Source organism: Hyphomicrobium sp. 802 (genome assembly GCF_000526135.1).
Taxonomy (GTDB): Bacteria; Pseudomonadota; Alphaproteobacteria; order Rhizobiales; family Hyphomicrobiaceae; genus Hyphomicrobium_B.
Genome location: NZ_JAFM01000001.1, coordinates 4,120,265 through 4,135,231, shown reverse-complemented (window position 1 = coordinate 4,135,231; position 14,967 = coordinate 4,120,265). Strand labels below are relative to the sequence as shown.

The 14,967-nt window shown below is 61.2% G+C and carries 13 protein-coding genes; 9 read left to right on the top strand and 4 right to left on the bottom strand.

All coding sequences use genetic code 11. The features are described 5' to 3' along the window. Positions 1-11: 11 nt before the first annotated feature. The 3 genes from ispG to HYP802_RS0120935 all read left to right on the top strand — a co-directional run bounded on the left by ispG (position 12) and on the right by HYP802_RS0120935 (position 3,681). Entirely contained in the window at positions 12-1,277 is a 1,266-nt protein-coding gene (ispG, locus tag HYP802_RS0120945) for a flavodoxin-dependent (E)-4-hydroxy-3-methylbut-2-enyl-diphosphate synthase (RefSeq protein ID WP_024276466.1), read from the top strand. 216 nt (positions 1,278-1,493) lie between these two features. Further along, entirely contained in the window at positions 1,494-2,816 is a 1,323-nt protein-coding gene (locus HYP802_RS0120940) for an NAD(P)-binding domain-containing protein (RefSeq protein ID WP_024276465.1), read from the top strand. A 199-nt stretch (positions 2,817-3,015) separates the two neighbouring features. Beyond that, on the top strand, positions 3,016-3,681 hold the full coding sequence (locus HYP802_RS0120935) for an outer membrane protein (protein WP_013949688.1): 666 nt from the start codon (positions 3,016-3,018) through the stop codon (positions 3,679-3,681). A 20-nt stretch (positions 3,682-3,701) separates the two neighbouring features. Here HYP802_RS0120935 and HYP802_RS0120930 read toward each other — a convergent pair whose 3' ends face one another. Continuing rightward, the gene (locus HYP802_RS0120930; RefSeq protein ID WP_024276464.1) at positions 3,702-4,607 is read right to left on the bottom strand and encodes a polyprenyl synthetase family protein; all 906 of its coding nucleotides are present in this window, start codon (positions 4,605-4,607) and stop codon (positions 3,702-3,704) included. A 193-nt stretch (positions 4,608-4,800) separates the two neighbouring features. Here HYP802_RS0120930 and mtgA point away from each other — a divergent pair, with 193 nt between their 5' ends. The 4 genes from mtgA (at position 4,801) to HYP802_RS0120910 (ending at position 8,897) form a co-directional block, all read left to right on the top strand. Further along, positions 4,801-5,955 carry a monofunctional biosynthetic peptidoglycan transglycosylase gene (mtgA, locus tag HYP802_RS23395; RefSeq protein WP_013949686.1) on the top strand — a complete coding sequence of 385 codons (1,155 nt, stop codon included), beginning with the start codon at positions 4,801-4,803 and terminating at the stop codon, positions 5,953-5,955. A gap of 185 nt (positions 5,956-6,140) precedes the next feature. Then, positions 6,141-6,326, top strand: a complete 186-nt coding sequence (gene rpmF / locus HYP802_RS0120920; protein ID WP_013949685.1) for a 50S ribosomal protein L32 — start codon at positions 6,141-6,143, stop codon at positions 6,324-6,326. A 194-nt stretch (positions 6,327-6,520) separates the two neighbouring features. Further along, positions 6,521-6,934: a hypothetical protein gene (locus HYP802_RS0120915; protein ID WP_013949684.1), complete on the top strand. Its 414-nt coding sequence runs from the start codon at positions 6,521-6,523 to the stop codon at positions 6,932-6,934. A 190-nt stretch (positions 6,935-7,124) separates the two neighbouring features. Further along, positions 7,125-8,897, top strand: a complete 1,773-nt coding sequence (locus HYP802_RS0120910) for a bifunctional diguanylate cyclase/phosphodiesterase (RefSeq protein WP_013949683.1) — start codon at positions 7,125-7,127, stop codon at positions 8,895-8,897. A 28-nt stretch (positions 8,898-8,925) separates the two neighbouring features. Here HYP802_RS0120910 and phaR read toward each other — a convergent pair whose 3' ends face one another. Beyond that, positions 8,926-9,567 carry a polyhydroxyalkanoate synthesis repressor PhaR gene (gene phaR, locus HYP802_RS0120905; RefSeq protein WP_024276462.1) on the bottom strand — a complete coding sequence of 214 codons (642 nt, stop codon included), beginning with the start codon at positions 9,565-9,567 and terminating at the stop codon, positions 8,926-8,928. Positions 9,568-9,845: 278 nt separating this feature from the next. Between phaR and HYP802_RS0120900 the strand changes: the two genes are divergently transcribed. Both HYP802_RS0120900 and phbB read left to right on the top strand, forming a co-directional pair. Then, positions 9,846-11,036: an acetyl-CoA C-acetyltransferase gene (locus HYP802_RS0120900; protein ID WP_013949681.1), complete on the top strand. Its 1,191-nt coding sequence runs from the start codon at positions 9,846-9,848 to the stop codon at positions 11,034-11,036. 90 nt (positions 11,037-11,126) lie between these two features. After that, positions 11,127-11,855, top strand: coding sequence for an acetoacetyl-CoA reductase (gene phbB / locus HYP802_RS0120895; RefSeq protein ID WP_013949680.1), 729 nt, complete (start codon positions 11,127-11,129; stop codon positions 11,853-11,855). Between the two features lie 337 nt (positions 11,856-12,192). Here phbB and HYP802_RS0120890 read toward each other — a convergent pair whose 3' ends face one another. Together HYP802_RS0120890 and HYP802_RS0120885 are read right to left on the bottom strand one after the other, a co-directional pair. Next, complete coding sequence (locus tag HYP802_RS0120890) at positions 12,193-14,283, bottom strand: NYN domain-containing protein (RefSeq protein ID WP_013949679.1); 2,091 nt, start codon at positions 14,281-14,283, stop codon at positions 12,193-12,195. A 207-nt stretch (positions 14,284-14,490) separates the two neighbouring features. Next, entirely contained in the window at positions 14,491-14,940 is a 450-nt protein-coding gene (locus HYP802_RS0120885) for a cupin domain-containing protein (RefSeq protein ID WP_013949678.1), read from the bottom strand. Between the last annotated feature and the right edge of the window lie 27 nt (positions 14,941-14,967).

Below are 14,967 nucleotides of genomic sequence, written 5' to 3'. Positions count from 1 at the left end.
AAGGCAATTCGATGTTGCATAGCGACAGCATCACGATGAAACCGCGCCACAAGACCACAGCGGTGACGGTCGGCGGCGTGCAGGTCGGCGGCGGAGCGCCGGTCGTCGTGCAATCGATGACCAACACCGATACGGCGGACGTCGCCTCCACGGTGAAGCAGGTCGCAGACTTGGCGCGCGCCGGTTCGGAGCTTGTCCGCATCACGGTCGATCGCGACGAAGCCGCGAAAGCCGTCCCGCATATTCGCGATCAATTGCGCAAGCGCGGCGTCAACGTTCCGCTCGTGGGCGATTTCCACTACATCGGCCACAAGCTCCTGGGCGAAAATCCGGACTGCGCCGAAGCCCTCGACAAATACCGCATCAATCCCGGCAACGTCGGCTTCAAGGACAAGAAAGACAAGCAGTTCGGCGCCATCATCGACATGGCGATGACGTACAACAAGCCGGTCCGCATCGGCGTCAACTGGGGCTCGCTCGACGCTGAGCTGCTGACGCATCTGATGGACGAGAACGCCAAGTCCGCCGAGCCGAAACCCGCACGCAGCGTCATGCACGAAGCGATGGTACAGTCGGCGCTGATGTCGGCGCAGCGTGCCGAGGAAATGGGCCTTAACGCCAACAAGATCATCGTTTCCGGCAAGGTTTCCTCGATCCAGGATCTCTTGGCCGTCTACGCCATGCTCGCCGACCGCTGCCGCTACGCGCTGCACTTGGGTCTGACGGAAGCCGGCATGGGCTCGAAGGGCATCGTTGCGTCTTCCGCTGCTCTGGGCATTCTCTTGCAGCAGGGCATCGGTGACACCATCCGCTTCTCGCTGACGCCTGAGCCCGGCGGCGACCGCACGCAGGAAGTCCGCGCCGCGCAGGAGCTGCTGCAAACGATGGGTCTGCGCTCGTTCGTGCCGGTTGTCGCTGCATGCCCCGGCTGCGGTCGCACGACGTCGACCGTATTCCAAGAACTGGCGCGCGACATCCAGGATATGATCCGCGATCGTATGCCCGACTGGAAGACGCAGTACCCCGGCGTCGAAACGCTCAACTTCGCCGTGATGGGCTGCATCGTGAACGGCCCCGGCGAGAGCAAGCACGCCGACGTGGGCATCTCGCTGCCGGGCACGGGAGAAAGTCCCGCCGCGCCGGTCTTCATCGACGGCAAAAAGGCCATGACGCTCCGCGGTCCTAATATTGCCGGAGACTTCAAGGCCATCGTCGAGGACTATATTTCCCGCCGCTTCGGCGTGGGCGCCGTTGCCGGCGGTGAGGCTGCCGAATAGCTGCCCTTCCGATTAAGCAAGAAAGCGGCTATTTCTTAAGTAATTCTTGGAAAATCGCCGCCTAAGTGCGGCGTTTGCGACGTTGCTGCGCTCGCATTGCGGTCGGTCAATGATGTATCGAAGCGGACGATTACGACCGCTTCCCAGGGACCCTCCGCCTTGCGGACGCGTTGCTGATGGATGCATGAGCATCCGCCATCAAGGATATTTCAGAGAATGAGCGAAGGTATAAGCACGCTCGAGCGTCACATCATCATTGGCGCAGGCCCTGTGGGTTTAGCGATGGCCGCCGCCTTGAAGCACCGCGGCATTCCCTTCGATCTGATCGACGCCGCGCCAGGCGTGGGTGGCAACTGGCTGCACGGCGTTTATCGCAACGCACACATCGTTTCGTCCAAAAAGGCGACGGAATATACCGACTACCCGATGCCGGATGATTTTCCGGATTTTCCGTCGGCCGACCAGATGCTCAGCTATCTGACCGATTTTGCGAAGGATCGCGGACTTTACGCCAACGCCGAATTCAACAAACAGGTCGTTCACGCCGCGCCGGATGACGCCGGTCATTGGACCGTGAAGTTCGCCGACGGCGAGGAGCGGACGTACAAGGGCGTCATCGTCTGCAACGGCCACCATTGGGATAAGCGCTACCCGACGTTCCAGGGCACCTACACGGGCGAGCTGCTGCACTCCAAGGATTATGTCGCTCCGCACCAGTTCGACGACAAGCGCGTGCTTGTCATCGGCGGCGGCAACTCTGGTGTCGATATGGCTGTCGATGCCGGGCGCTTCGGCAAATCGTGCGATATCAGCTTGCAGTCAGGCTATTGGTATTTGCCGAAAACGTTTCTCGGTCGTCCGCTGACGGACCTTCCGATCTGGGGCCTGCCGATCTTCCTGCAGCGCGCGATCTTGAAATCAATCATCGCCATCAGTATCGGCGACTATCGTCGTTACGGTTTGCCGCGTCCCAAACATAAAATTTTTGAGCGTCATCCTGCGTTCGGAACGGATCTGTTGAATGCCATTCGCCTGGGTCGCGTGAAGCCGCGTCCGGCTATCGATCACGTCGATGGCGACACGGTCACATTCGTCGATGGCACGACCGGCACCTACGACATGATCGTTGCGGCAACGGGCTTCAACACCACATTCCCGTTTCTGCCCGAAGGCCTCGTCGATGTGAAGAATAACATCGTGCAAGTTTACGGCGGCGCATTTCCGCCAGGATTGCGCGGTCTTTATCTTGTTGGCTGGGCGCAGGCGCGCAACGGTTTCGGTCGATTGATCACGCCGCTCTCTGAACTTTACGCACGTATGATCGCCTTACAGGACGAGCTTCAGCTTCCGCTGGGTACACTCATGGAGAGTTCATTCACGCAGAAACTGCCGACGTCCCATCTCGTCGATCCCGAGAAATCCCGGCGCGAAATTAGGCTCGCACACTGGATATTACCGCTTCTTAAACTGCGGGATAAGCGGATGGCTCGTAAAGAAAAGATCAATGCAGATAAAAGTGGATTAGCGGCGCGAGTCTGATTGCGTTTAATCAACGCGTTATTAGTATCCACCCGTTAATAGGGCATTTCAGAAATACCTAGGCCATTCGTGGCCGCTAGTTGATGCATACCAGCGTATCGGTTTGCGCATCGAAATTGTCCAACTGGAACCCCAAATGGGTTGTTGGCGTTAGTGCGTACGATTGGGCCGCTGGGCCTACTGTGACGGGGTTCTAAAAATGAAATCGCAAATCGCTAAGTCCCTCTTGGGCGGAGCTGTGCTCGCGTTGACTGCAAGCGGAAGCGCTTGGGCAGCCGATCTCGGTCCTTACCAGCCTTACAATCCGCCGGCGGCTCCAGTTGTTCAGTACAGTGAGCCTTCGATCTGGCAGGGCGCTTACATCGGTATCAACGGCGGCTACGGCTGGTCGAACTCGACTTTCACGAAGCCCGAAGGCGGCTTTGGCGGTGGTCAGATCGGCTATAACTGGCAGCGTGGCAATTTCGTCTTCGGCTTTGAAGGCGATTTCCAGGGCGCGGATATCAGCGGCAGCGCGTTCGATCAGTTCGGTGACACGGCGCATAGCAGCGTGAACTGGTTTTCGACCGTGCGCGGACGTCTCGGATACGCGAGCGGACCGTTCCTGGTTTATGGCACGGCCGGTCTCGCCGTTGCGGACTTCGATACCAACGTCAATCTCGCAGGCATCGGAAACTTCCGCGACAACGACACCAAGGCTGGCTATGCAGCCGGCGGCGGTGTCGAGTGGGCGTTTGCTCCGAACTGGAGCATGAAGGCCGAGTATCTCTACATGGGCTTCGGCGACGATACGCTCTCGAGCGGCGATCGCATCAACAACGACTTCCAGACCGTTCGCGTCGGCTTGAACTACAAGTTCTGGTAATGCGCCGATCTCGCCTCTCGCTAGCTGTCGCGGCGGCCCATAAGCCGCGCAGCGTCGGCGAGAGGCTCTGCCTTTTCTCCGAACACGTTGAGGGCTGCGATAGCTGCCGCGATCGAACGGTCGAGGTGGCTACGCGCCTCTTGGACTCCGAGCATGCCGATGAGCGTTGCTTTTCCGGCGGCGGCATCCTTGCCGGTAGCTTTGCCCGTATCGGCGCTTGATCCTTCCGCATCGAGCAGATCGTCGCTGATCTGGAACGCAGCACCCAGGTGCTCGCCATACGTCTTCAGCGCCGCGCGTTCCTCCGGCTTCGCACCACCAACGACGGCCCCCATCTCGCACGCCGCCGTAATCAGCGCGCCGGTCTTCATCGCCTGCAATCGCATGATGCTTTCGATCGTCGGCGTGGGCTGATTGCTGAGCTTTCCCGCTTCGAGATCGAGCTGCTGGCCGCCGACCATGCCGATCGCGCCTGAGGCGACGGCAAGAATGTGCACGAGATCGGCTCTGATACTCGGATTGCTGTTGCTCTCCGGCCGCCCAACCAGCTCAAAAGCAAATGCCTGCAGCGCATCGCCGACGAGAATGGCTGTCCAGTCGTCATAGGCCTTCCACACCGTCGGGCGGCCGCGCCGAAGCTCGTCATTGTCCATCGATGGCAGGTCGTCATGCACCAGCGAATAGCAATGGATGCACTCGATGGCCCCTGCCGCCGGAAGTGCCGCTTCCTCGGTCGCGCCGAATAGCGCAGCGCTGTGGAAAACGAGGAAGGGCCGGAAGCGTTTGCCGCCGCCCAGGACGGCATGGCGGATGGCTTCGGCGAGGCGCGCAGGGGTGCCCTCGCTTTCCTGTCGGGCGAGAGCAGCGGTTAAATAGGCTTCGACGACTGTTGCAGAGTTGCCAAGCTGGACAAGAAACTGTGACACTGCCTTATGCTCTCCCCCGAGAATCCGACCACTGCTCAAACATGGCCATGGTTCGGCGATATGTGGCACGCGGTTAGCACAACGTGATCGATTGAAGCAAAGCATGGATCGGCCGGACGAGACATCGGGGTTATCTGCCGCGCCGCCTATGAATGTGCCGCAAAGGGCTCCCTCCCGGCCGGCGGAGGCCGAAATGTCGCTGCAGCCGCCGCGGCCGCTGCCTGCGCGCGCCTTTCGGCCTGAGCCGAGCACATCGCCCGCGCCTGCTCTCGCGATGCCTGCGGGCAGCCATGCGCATGCTGCGGCTGGCACGCTCTCGGCAGACGCTATCTTTTCCGAGATTGACGCTGAAGCCTCGTCACGATCGCTCTCAGCAATCGAAACGGCGGCCGCGGAGGCGCTCCGCGAAATCAAGCCCCACAAGCCCCTCGATATTGCCGAACTCGTGCTGCCGTCCCCCACAGCCGCCGCGAGCACCGATCTCGGCCATATGATCCCGCAGCGGATGTTCGAGCCGCATTTCCAGACGCCCCCTCAGGCAGCTTCGGACGGCCTTCGCATCGACACGGCTATGCGCCCCGAACCGCTAAGGGCAGACGACGCGGGAATAGAACCCGCCACCGCTGTAGATCGCCCTCCGCAGCCCTCTGGAAGCGTTTGGGCACTCTTGAAGCGCGGATTGAAGCTGCTGGCCTGGATCGCCATCGGCTGGCTGGCGCTCGTTCTGGCGCTGATCGTGGCTTATCGTTTCGTCAATCCTCCGGCCTCGATGCTGATGCTGCAGCATTGGCTCACCGGCCAGCCCGTGGTCCAGGAATGGGTGCCGTTCGGTCAGATTTCGCCGAACATCGTTCGTGCCGTCATACTCAGTGAAGATGCTCGCTTCTGCCAGCATCCCGGAGTCGATCTCGAAGCGATCGAGGAAGCGATAGAAAACACGGATGGCCGCGCGCGGGGCGGCAGCACGATCTCGATGCAGGTCGTGAAAAACCTGTTTCTGTGGCCGTCCAAGAGTTACGTCCGCAAGGCCATCGAGCTGCCGCTGACCTATCTAACGGAGGTGATCTGGTCGAAGCGCCGGATCATGGAAATTTACCTCAATATCGCCCAGTGGGGGCCGGGCATTTTCGGCATCGGCGCGGCGGCCGAACATCATTTCGATAAGCCAGCCCGAAGCCTGTCGGTCCGGGACGCGGCGCGCTTGGCCGTGTCGCTGCCTAACCCATTGGAGCGAAACGCCGGCCGGCCGGGGCCGGGGCTTCAGCGCCTTGCCAATGCAATCCAAGTCCGGATGCGGCTCGCCCCATCGGGTCAGTTCGCTTGCGTCCTGCCCAGAAGGCCCTATTAAGATGGCTTCGCAGGGGACTGGCTTTTCTCCTCTAACTTGCGTATAAGCCCCGCCCGAGGTACTGAGCGCGCCCAAAACAAGGCGCCGCCGGTTCATCCAGCAATTAAGACGTTCGGCATTTCCGCCGCATGTTCGGCGGCCCGCCCGCATTTGTGGGGTGGGATGTCACTTTTGGAGCAACACTGATGGCAGTTCCACGCAAAAAAACGTCCCCGATGAAGCGGGGGCAGCGCCGTTCGCACGACGCCCTGACCGCCCGGGCGTACGTGGAAGACAAGGACAGCGGCGAACGCCGCCGTCCGCACCACATCGACCTCAAGTCGGGTAAGTACCGCGGCCGCCAGATTCTGCCGCCGGCCAACGAAGAGTAAGTCGTTTCAGCGACGAAAAGGGTTGTGTAGCGCCGGAGCCGAGGTTCCGGCGTGCGTTGCCTTGCGCCGGTCACCGTTGCTTGGCAAACGAGGCGGAGCGTGCCTATAAACCCCGGCCGCGCCCGAGAGTCTGGCTTGCAAAGTCCGGTCTGAGCGAGCTGGCCACGGGGTGATTGAAATCTCAGGAGAGCTTCATGTCGATCAGAGCCCTTCCGCTCTTGGTTCTCGCCTTCCTCCTTTACAACGCGGTCGTAATGACGATGGGACCCGAAGTTCTGACGGATCCCAATCACTACATTTTCCGGATCCATCTCCTGAGCGGCGGCGATTGGAAATTCGGTTGGGGTGACCTCATCCTGCTCGTGACGCTCATCCTGCTCTTCATCGAGATCGTGAAGTCCACCTTCACGACCACCTCGACGCTAATTGATCATGCTTTGTCGATGATCGTCTTCATGGCCGTCGGTGCGGAATTCCTGCTCGTCGCGCAGGCCGCAACGTCGGTGTTCTTCCTGATCCTTGTGGCTTGCTTGATCGACGTGATCGGCGGTTACACGATCGGCATCCGCGTCGCCCGCCGCGATCTCAACATCGGCGCCGACCACTAAGTTTTAGCAATCCGACGATGACGGCGGTACGGAAGGCGGCCCATGCACCCGCCTTCGGTCTGCCGCGCGCCAATGGCGGCCAAGTGTTCACGGCTCATTAACGAAACCGGAATAATTTCCCGATTGTTTCGGCACCTTCCATCTCCGACGAAAGTTGGAAGGCCTGCTGTGAGTAAACCGAGAGCACGCCGTGGTTTCCGCGCCGAATGCTGACGAAAATGGTACCGGCCCGGCTCCAGAGGCTCGGCCGCAGTCAGCCTCGCCAGATAGTCCCGATCCGTTGACTGAGACCGAAGGGCTCGATCTCGTCGGCATCCTGTCGTCGATCGAGGAGACGGCCTACGTCTGGGATCTGACTACCGGCCGCGTCGAGTGGGAAAGCAATGCGGCTGACATCCTCGGCGTCAGAGACATGAGCAAGATCGCGACGGGTGCCGCCTATCACGCTCTGATTGCACCCGAGCATCTGAATTCTCGCCTGGAAGCTTTGTCACGCAGCGTCGGCGCCGACCGCGTACGCGGCGTGCCCTATCGTCTGCAATACCGGCTGCGTCCAAACGGCCAGCGCAGCGAACATGAGATCCGCGTCGAAGATCAGGGCCGCTGGTGGCCCGGCGCCGACGGCCATGCGGCGCGTGCGCGTGGCGTCATTCGCATCATCTCCGAGGAATACCTGGAACAGCAGCGCCTGCTCGTTCGCAACGATCTCGACGAATTGACTGGTCTGCTCAACCGCACGCGCCTGACCGAAGCCTTGGGTGCCGTGCTCGCCCGCGCCGAGCGGCACTATCAGCCGTGCGCCTTCCTGATGATCTCGGTCAACAATTTGGCCGTTATCAACGAGACGTTCGGTATCGAAATCGGCGACCAGGTCATCGCTGCGGTTGGCCGCCGCATTCGCGAAAAGCTGCGCGGCGGAGACGTCATCGGCCGGTATTCGTCCAACAAGTTCGGGATCATTATGCTCGGCTGCGGACAAGGCGCGCTTCGCATTGCCGCCGACCGCTTCATTAAAGCCGTGCGCGAGACCACGATCAAAACCTCAGTCGTCCAATTGTCGGCGACGATCTCTCTGGGCGGCGTCATCATTCCCGACCAAGCGAAATCGGTGCAGGACACGGTGAACTTCGCGCTGCGCGCCCTCGATGTCGCCAAATCGAAACGCTTCGATTGCTTTATCGCGCACGAGCCGTCGCCGTCGGCCGAAGGCAACCGCATGCGCAACAAATCGATCGCCGAGGGCGTCATTGCCGCGCTCGACGACAACCGCATGCGTCTCGTCCTGCAGCCGATGATTTCGACGAAAACCGGCAAGGCCGAGATCTACGAAGCGTTGCTCCGCATGGAGCGTCCCGATGGCAGCCTCGTCTCGGCCGGCGAATTCGTGCCGATCGCCGAGCATCTCGGGCTCTCGCGTCTGATCGACCGCCGGACATTGGAGCTGACGGTCGATCTGCTGAAGCGGCACCGCGAACTGACGCTGTCCGTGAATGTCTCCGGCTTGACCTGTTCCGATCTCGAATGGGTGACGGCGCTGCGCCGTCTGACCCGGGATCGCCCCGACGTGTTGCCGCGGATGATCGTCGAGATCACGGAAACCGTTGCGCTCGAAGAACTCGATCAATCGGTGAATTTCGTCGATACGTTGAACGAGTTGGGCTGCCGTGTCGCCATCGACGATTTCGGCGCCGGTTACACGTCATTTAAGAATTTGAAGCGGCTCAACGTCGACATGGTCAAGATCGACGGCGCCTTCGTCAAAAATCTTGCCGACGACACGAGCGATCAGATCTTCGTCAAGACGATGATCGAACTCGCCAATACGTTCGGTATGGAGACGGTTGCCGAGTGGGTGGGAGACGAGCGCTCTGCCCGTTTTCTGAAGAGCGCCGGAATAACCTACATGCAAGGTTATTATTACGGCATGCCGTTCGACAGCACCGACTACGTCGAAGCCGCCTGACGGTCTCGCCGCGCATTTTCGCAGTCGCTTAGGGACGCGACTGCGAGAGCTTCTCGATCTTCTGCTGCATGGCTGAAAGCTGCGACTTGAGTTCGTCGAGCTCGTTGCGGTCTCCCGTAGATTCTGTCGTCGCGGCTGGCGCGGAAGACGGCTGACCTTCGCCAGGCTTGCCGCTGCCGGGCGACCCGAACGACGCCCACATCGACATGGCCTGCTCGAACATCGCCATGTTTTGGCGAGCCTGCTGCTGATAGAACTCGAAGGCCGCGGCCGGATTGGAAAACGCCGATGCGAACTGCTCGCGGAACCGCGATTGCTCTTTCGCCAGATGCTCGAGGCTGAACTGCAGGTAGCTCGGCACCATCCGCGCGATGCTATCATCGTAAAAACGAATGAGCTGGCGGAGGAACGGAATCGGCAGCAAGGCCTGTCCGCCTTCACGGCTTTCCTGTTCAACGATGATCTGCGTCAGAACTGCGTGAGTAAGATCATCGCCGTTCTTGGCATCGTAAACGACGAAGTCCCGATCGCCGCGAACCATCTTCGCGAGATCTTCGAGCGTCACGTAGGTGCTCGTCTCGGTGTTATAGAGCCGCCTGTTGGCGTACTTCTTAATAACGACCGCTTCTTTTTTAGGCGCCTGCGTTTGAGGATCTGGGTTGGTCAACATCGCGTTCGCGTTCTCTATCGACGGCTTATCAGCGGGTTGCTGCACTGCGGCAGCGTACCACACCCTGGGGGCCCTTCGCCAGACGTTTCTGTCACTCCTTTGGGCGGGCCTGAGCCAGCGCAATTGGGCAGTCTAGGCAAGAGGTCGCAATTGCTGAATATGGCCGCTCACTGCAAACTGTTTTCGTCTTCAGATTGACGCCGTAAAAACTGGCGCAGCAGCAAGGCTTTCGATAAATCTTCACGAAAAAGATTACTCTGCCCAGGGAGGGGCCGCAAATGAGCCAAGACGCTTCGACGATCGTTATTGCGGGTGCCGCGCGTACACCCGTCGGTTCCTTCAACGGAGCGCTGGCCTCGCTGCCGGCCTCGAAGCTTGGAGAGATTGCGATCAAAGCCGCGCTCCAGCGTGCGAACGTGCCGGCAGGCGACGTTTCCGAAGTGATCCTCGGTCAGGTTTTGACCGCCGCTCAGGGCCAGGGCCCGGCGCGTCAGGCGTCGGTCGGCGCCGGCATCCCGGTTGATTCCCCGGCTTGGGGCATCAATCAGATTTGCGGCTCGGGCCTGCGCGCCGTCGCTCTCGGCATGCAGCAGATCCAGACCGGCGCAGCGTCGATCGTCGTCGCGGGCGGTCAGGAAAGCATGAGCCAGTCGACCCACGCCGCGCACATGCGCGACGGCACCAAGATGGGCGACATGAAATTGATCGACACGATGGTAAAGGACGGCCTCTGGGACGCCTTCAACAACTATCACATGGGCACGACGGCCGAGAACGTCGCGCGCCAGTGGCAGATCACGCGTGAAGAGCAGGACAAATTCGCCGTTGCCTCGCAGAACAAAGCTGAAGCCGCGCGCAAGGCTGGCAAGTTCAAGGACGAGATCATCCCCGTCACCATTAAGGGCCGCAAGGGCGACACGGTCGTCGAGCAGGACGAATACATCAAGGACGGCGTCACCTACGATAGCGTCGCCAAGCTGCGTCCGGCCTTCGATCCGAAAGAGGGCACCGTCACCGCCGCCAACGCGTCCGGCATCAACGACGGTGCGGCCGTCGTCGTGCTGATGAGCGCCGAGGAAGCCAAGAAGCGCGGGATCAAGCCGCTCGCTCGCATCGTCTCGTGGGCGACGACCGGTGTCGATCCGTCGATCATGGGCACCGGCCCGATCTCGGCGTCGAAGAAGGCACTCGAGAAGGCCGGTTGGTCGGTCAACGATCTCGACCTGATCGAAGCCAACGAAGCGTTCGCCGCGCAGGCGATCGCCGTGAACAAGGGCCTTGGCTGGGATACCGACAAGGTCAACGTCAACGGCGGTGCGATTGCCATCGGTCATCCGATCGGCGCCTCGGGCGCGCGCATCCTGAACACGCTCGTCTATGAGATGCAGCGCCGCGATGCCAAGAAGGGTCTCGCCACGCTGTGCATCGGCGGCGGCATGGGCGTCGCCATGTGCGTCGCCCGCGACTGAGCCGGATCAAATCCATCGCGCAGCCGCTTGTATTCAAGCGGCTGCGTTTCCATCGACACTCACAATCAGAAAATCTAGGGAGAGACTGCTATGGCACGGGTTGCCCTCGTCACGGGAGGCACGCGCGGCATTGGCCACGCGATTTCGATCGCTCTGAAGAGCGCCGGTTATCGGGTGGCAGCGAGCTACGCTGGTAACGATCAGGCTGCACAAGCCTTTCAGATCGAAACGGGCATTCCCGTCTACAAGTTCGATGTCGGCAACTACGAAGCAACGGAGAAGGCCGTCGCGCAGATCGCGAAAGATGTCGGCCCCATCGACGTGCTCGTGAACAACGCTGGCATCACGCGTGACGTCATGTTCCACAAAATGACGAAGCAGCAGTGGGACGACGTCATCGGCACCAACCTGAACGGTCTTTTTAACGTCACGCGTCAGGTCTGGGAAGGCATGCGCGCGCGCAAGTTCGGCCGCGTCATCAACATCTCGTCCATCAACGGCCAGAAAGGCCAGATGGGCCAAGTGAACTATTCGGCGTCGAAGGCCGGCGACATCGGCTTCACCAAGGCGCTCGCTCAGGAAGGCGCTCGCGCGGGCATTACGGTCAATGTTATCTGCCCCGGTTATATCGCGACCGAAATGGTCAAGGCTGTGCCGCAGGAAGTCCTGGAGAAAAGCATTCTTCCGCAAATTCCCGTCGGCCGTTTGGGCGAGCCGAACGAGATCGCACGCTGCGTCGTGTTCCTGGCGTCCGACGATGCCGGCTTCATCACCGGCTCGACGCTGACAGCCAACGGTGGCCAGTACCTCGCGAGCTAATTCTCGTAGCCGGCCAAAAGATACTCAGAGCGTACCACTTCGTCATGGCCGGGCCGTTTCGCGCCCGGCCATGTTTTTTAAGAGCGACGGTTTGCAAATGGCTGTCGTCCCCGTCAGTTGGACAAATCCGGGAATGGATTGAGGGAAAGCTGCTCCATTTCCCGTCATCCCTGCGCAGGCCGGGAGCCAGCCAAGTTTCCAGCGTGCGCTGATCATTGCCGAGCACTGACCCCTGTCGGCGCGACCGGCGTACTTGATTGCAGCGAGCGCAAAAGAAAAAGGCCCTGGCAGGATGTCCTGCCAGAGCCTTTTTTCGTATCGGAGTTAAATCGGGCCGTTAGCCGCGGAATCGCGAGCGAACGATACGCGGAAATTCATCTTCACTTTCGCCCTGCTGCTGAGCGTAAGCGTTCGCCCCGCGCGGATCGACGCCACGCTGCTCGGGCATGTTCTGGCGGCTTCCTTCGACGTTCCACCAGCGCTCGCCGCCGGCCCCTGGCGCCCCCGGAAGCTGCCCGGAGATCGGCTGTTGCGGAGCCGGAGTCGCCGGCCGCCCGCCGCCATAAGCCTGTTGCTGCTGACGTGCGGTCTGCTGCGGTTGGGCGTGCTGCTGTTGCTGCGGGGCCGAAAACCACGCTTCGATCAGATCGAGCTCATCGGCCGACAGACTGAGGCCCTGGCTGCGGCAGCGCGCGACAACGAAGTTCCGAAAGCGGCTTGCAAACAAGCCCGCTGACGTTCCCTGCTCGAACCACGGATCGCTCTCGCTCACCACGTCGTAGATGAAGCGCAGATCGTCCCGCTTGATGTCGAGGCCGAACTCGCGGGCCCGCTGCGTGATGTTGACGAGCGTCTGCGCACCCTGCAGCCCGTTCGTCGAAATCTCTTGCGACATGACGTCGAAGAGCACTCGATATTCGGCAGGCGCCAGCGCCGGAGCCTGACACGCTTCGTGAATGCGCGCGATGGACTGCTGGATTTGCGTCGCCTGATCGGCATTGCGCGGCGCAGCCGTCACGGTCGGCGGCGGTGCAGGCTGCTGAGCCTGAGCACGCGGCAACTCCCGCCTCGGCTCGGGCTGGTACGTCGGTGCCGGAGCTTGCGACACCGGCCGCTGCGGCATCAACGGGGCAGCCGCCTGCTGAGGAGCGGGTCGCGGCGCGGCCATCGGCGGCGCCGGAGGCGCCGAGGTCCGGTCGATGTAGCGCTGCTGCGGCGCGGGCGCCTGATAAGGGGTGGGCTGCAAGGCCGGAGCCGGTGTAGGAGCCGGCTGAGGCGCTGCAATTCGCGCTGCCGGCGCGAGTGCTGTCGGTTGCGGCTGGGCCTCTATGCGAGCGGGCTCTGGTGCGTATTCGCGGCGCTGAGGCTGTTGCGGCTGTGCCTCGATCCGGGAGGGTTCCGGCGTGTATTCGCGCCGCGGTGGTTGCGCCTGAACCTGCGACGGCTCGGCGCGAACCGGCTCTGGTGCATACTCGCGGCGCGGCGTCGGCTGCGGCTCGACTGCCGGTGCGGCCAACTGCGGAGCAATAAGCCCGGTTGCCGAGATGTGCCGGTTGGCGTCGAACACCGTATAGGGCGGCGTATCGCTCAAATGGATGTCGTCCGGCAGGTCGGCGAGCAGCAGATCGCGGAACGATCCATAGTTGCCCCAGTTCGTTCCGACCGTCTTGTCGCGACCGATGATGCGCACGGCGCGATCCGCAAGCGTTTCCAGCGGTACGGCCTGCGGCGCACTGCGAACGAAATCGACGACCTCAGCCAGGATCGCTTTGCGCGCAGCCTCGACGTCGATGGCCGGTGCAGGCGCCGGAATTTCCCGTGCAGTCTCGCCCGAGATGGCCCGGTTGCTCGTCAGCAGCGCGATGAGATCCGACTCGCGAATTTCGCCGTCGCTGATCGCTGTGTAGGGCTGCGCCGTATGATCGTTCGCGAAGACCACCGTCCGCCGTGCATGCGCACGCAGGCGATGCAGCAACGGCGTGAAATCCGCGTCACCCGACAGGATGATGAACTCGTCGAAATACGTGTCGTGATTGAGAATATCGCGCACGTCCATCACGATGCGGATATCGGCGGAGTTCTTGAGCTGCGCGGTCAGCGGCGGGCAGTCGATCACCTCGAAGCCCGAGCGCAGGAAATGGTGACGGATAAACGGAAACGAATTCATGTCCGTCGAATTGTCGTGCGTATTTCGGCGCGGCACTGGATTGCCGTAGCAGCGGTTCATCACGATCCGGCGTTCGCCCGACAACGCAAATCCGTTCGTCGCGGTGATCAGCTCACCAGATACAATGCCTTGCAGCCACACGCCGCTGTCTTTGGCGAAGCGCTTTGCAGCATCTTCGTTCTTTCGCTTCAGCGACAGATAGATGTTGTCGTAATCGACGAACACCGTTGTAAGGACGGGCCCTAAGGACTCGCGTTTCATGGACTGCAACCCCCGTGAATCGGAACTTGATTCGCAGTCACTATTTGACGAGTCGAAGGCCCCCCACAAGAAGCGGCAGCCCGCTCCTGCACCAAAGAGACAATTAACCCGTGGATGGAGGTCGAGCGCGCCACGCTCTAGGCTGATTGCTCTGGGGATGGCGTGTGGAGATCGTTGAAACGCGTTTGGCTGTTGCCGTTGCGCCGCTTAATCGACAGATGGACGCGACACGGGTGAGAAATCCGGAGCCGTCAACGTGAAGCCCTCGAACGTGAAAGCGGGCGCGACCGTGCAGCCGACGAGCGTCCATTTTCCAAGGCTGCGCGCTTGCTGCCAATGCCCTGCGGGAACAATCGCCTGTGGCCGCTCGCCGTCCGCGAGATTGCTGCCAAGATGGATCTTTTCGATCGGGCCGCCCGTTGGCGAGATTTCGAGCAACAATGGCGCACCGGCATAGAAATGCCAGCCTTCGGCTGCGTCCACCGCATGCCAATGCGAACGTTCTCCGGCTTTGAGTAGAAAGTAGATCGCCGTTGATGCCGCGCGCTTTCCCGGCTCGGCCTTGTCGCGAAAGGTTTCGCGGAAATGCCCGCCCTCGGGATGCGGAGAAAGCTCGAGCAGGGCAATGACGTCATCGCCGGAAAGGTCGGGGTTCATAGCGGTCTTCTCCCGGATGCGCGGGCC

Coding starts and splice junctions, on each gene's coding strand:
- ispG (WP_024276466.1), top strand. CDS start 12: ATGTTGCATAGCGACAGCATCACGATGAAACCGCGCCACAAGACCACA.
- HYP802_RS0120940 (WP_024276465.1), top strand. CDS start 1,494: ATGAGCGAAGGTATAAGCACGCTCGAGCGTCACATCATCATTGGCGCA.
- HYP802_RS0120935 (WP_013949688.1), top strand. CDS start 3,016: ATGAAATCGCAAATCGCTAAGTCCCTCTTGGGCGGAGCTGTGCTCGCG.
- mtgA (WP_013949686.1), top strand. CDS start 4,801: ATGTCGCTGCAGCCGCCGCGGCCGCTGCCTGCGCGCGCCTTTCGGCCT.
- rpmF (WP_013949685.1), top strand. CDS start 6,141: ATGGCAGTTCCACGCAAAAAAACGTCCCCGATGAAGCGGGGGCAGCGC.
- HYP802_RS0120915 (WP_013949684.1), top strand. CDS start 6,521: ATGTCGATCAGAGCCCTTCCGCTCTTGGTTCTCGCCTTCCTCCTTTAC.
- phaR (WP_024276462.1), bottom strand. CDS start 9,567: ATGTTGACCAACCCAGATCCTCAAACGCAGGCGCCTAAAAAAGAAGCG.
- HYP802_RS0120900 (WP_013949681.1), top strand. CDS start 9,846: ATGAGCCAAGACGCTTCGACGATCGTTATTGCGGGTGCCGCGCGTACA.
- phbB (WP_013949680.1), top strand. CDS start 11,127: ATGGCACGGGTTGCCCTCGTCACGGGAGGCACGCGCGGCATTGGCCAC.
- HYP802_RS0120890 (WP_013949679.1), bottom strand. CDS start 14,283: ATGAAACGCGAGTCCTTAGGGCCCGTCCTTACAACGGTGTTCGTCGAT.
- HYP802_RS0120885 (WP_013949678.1), bottom strand. CDS start 14,940: ATGAACCCCGACCTTTCCGGCGATGACGTCATTGCCCTGCTCGAGCTT.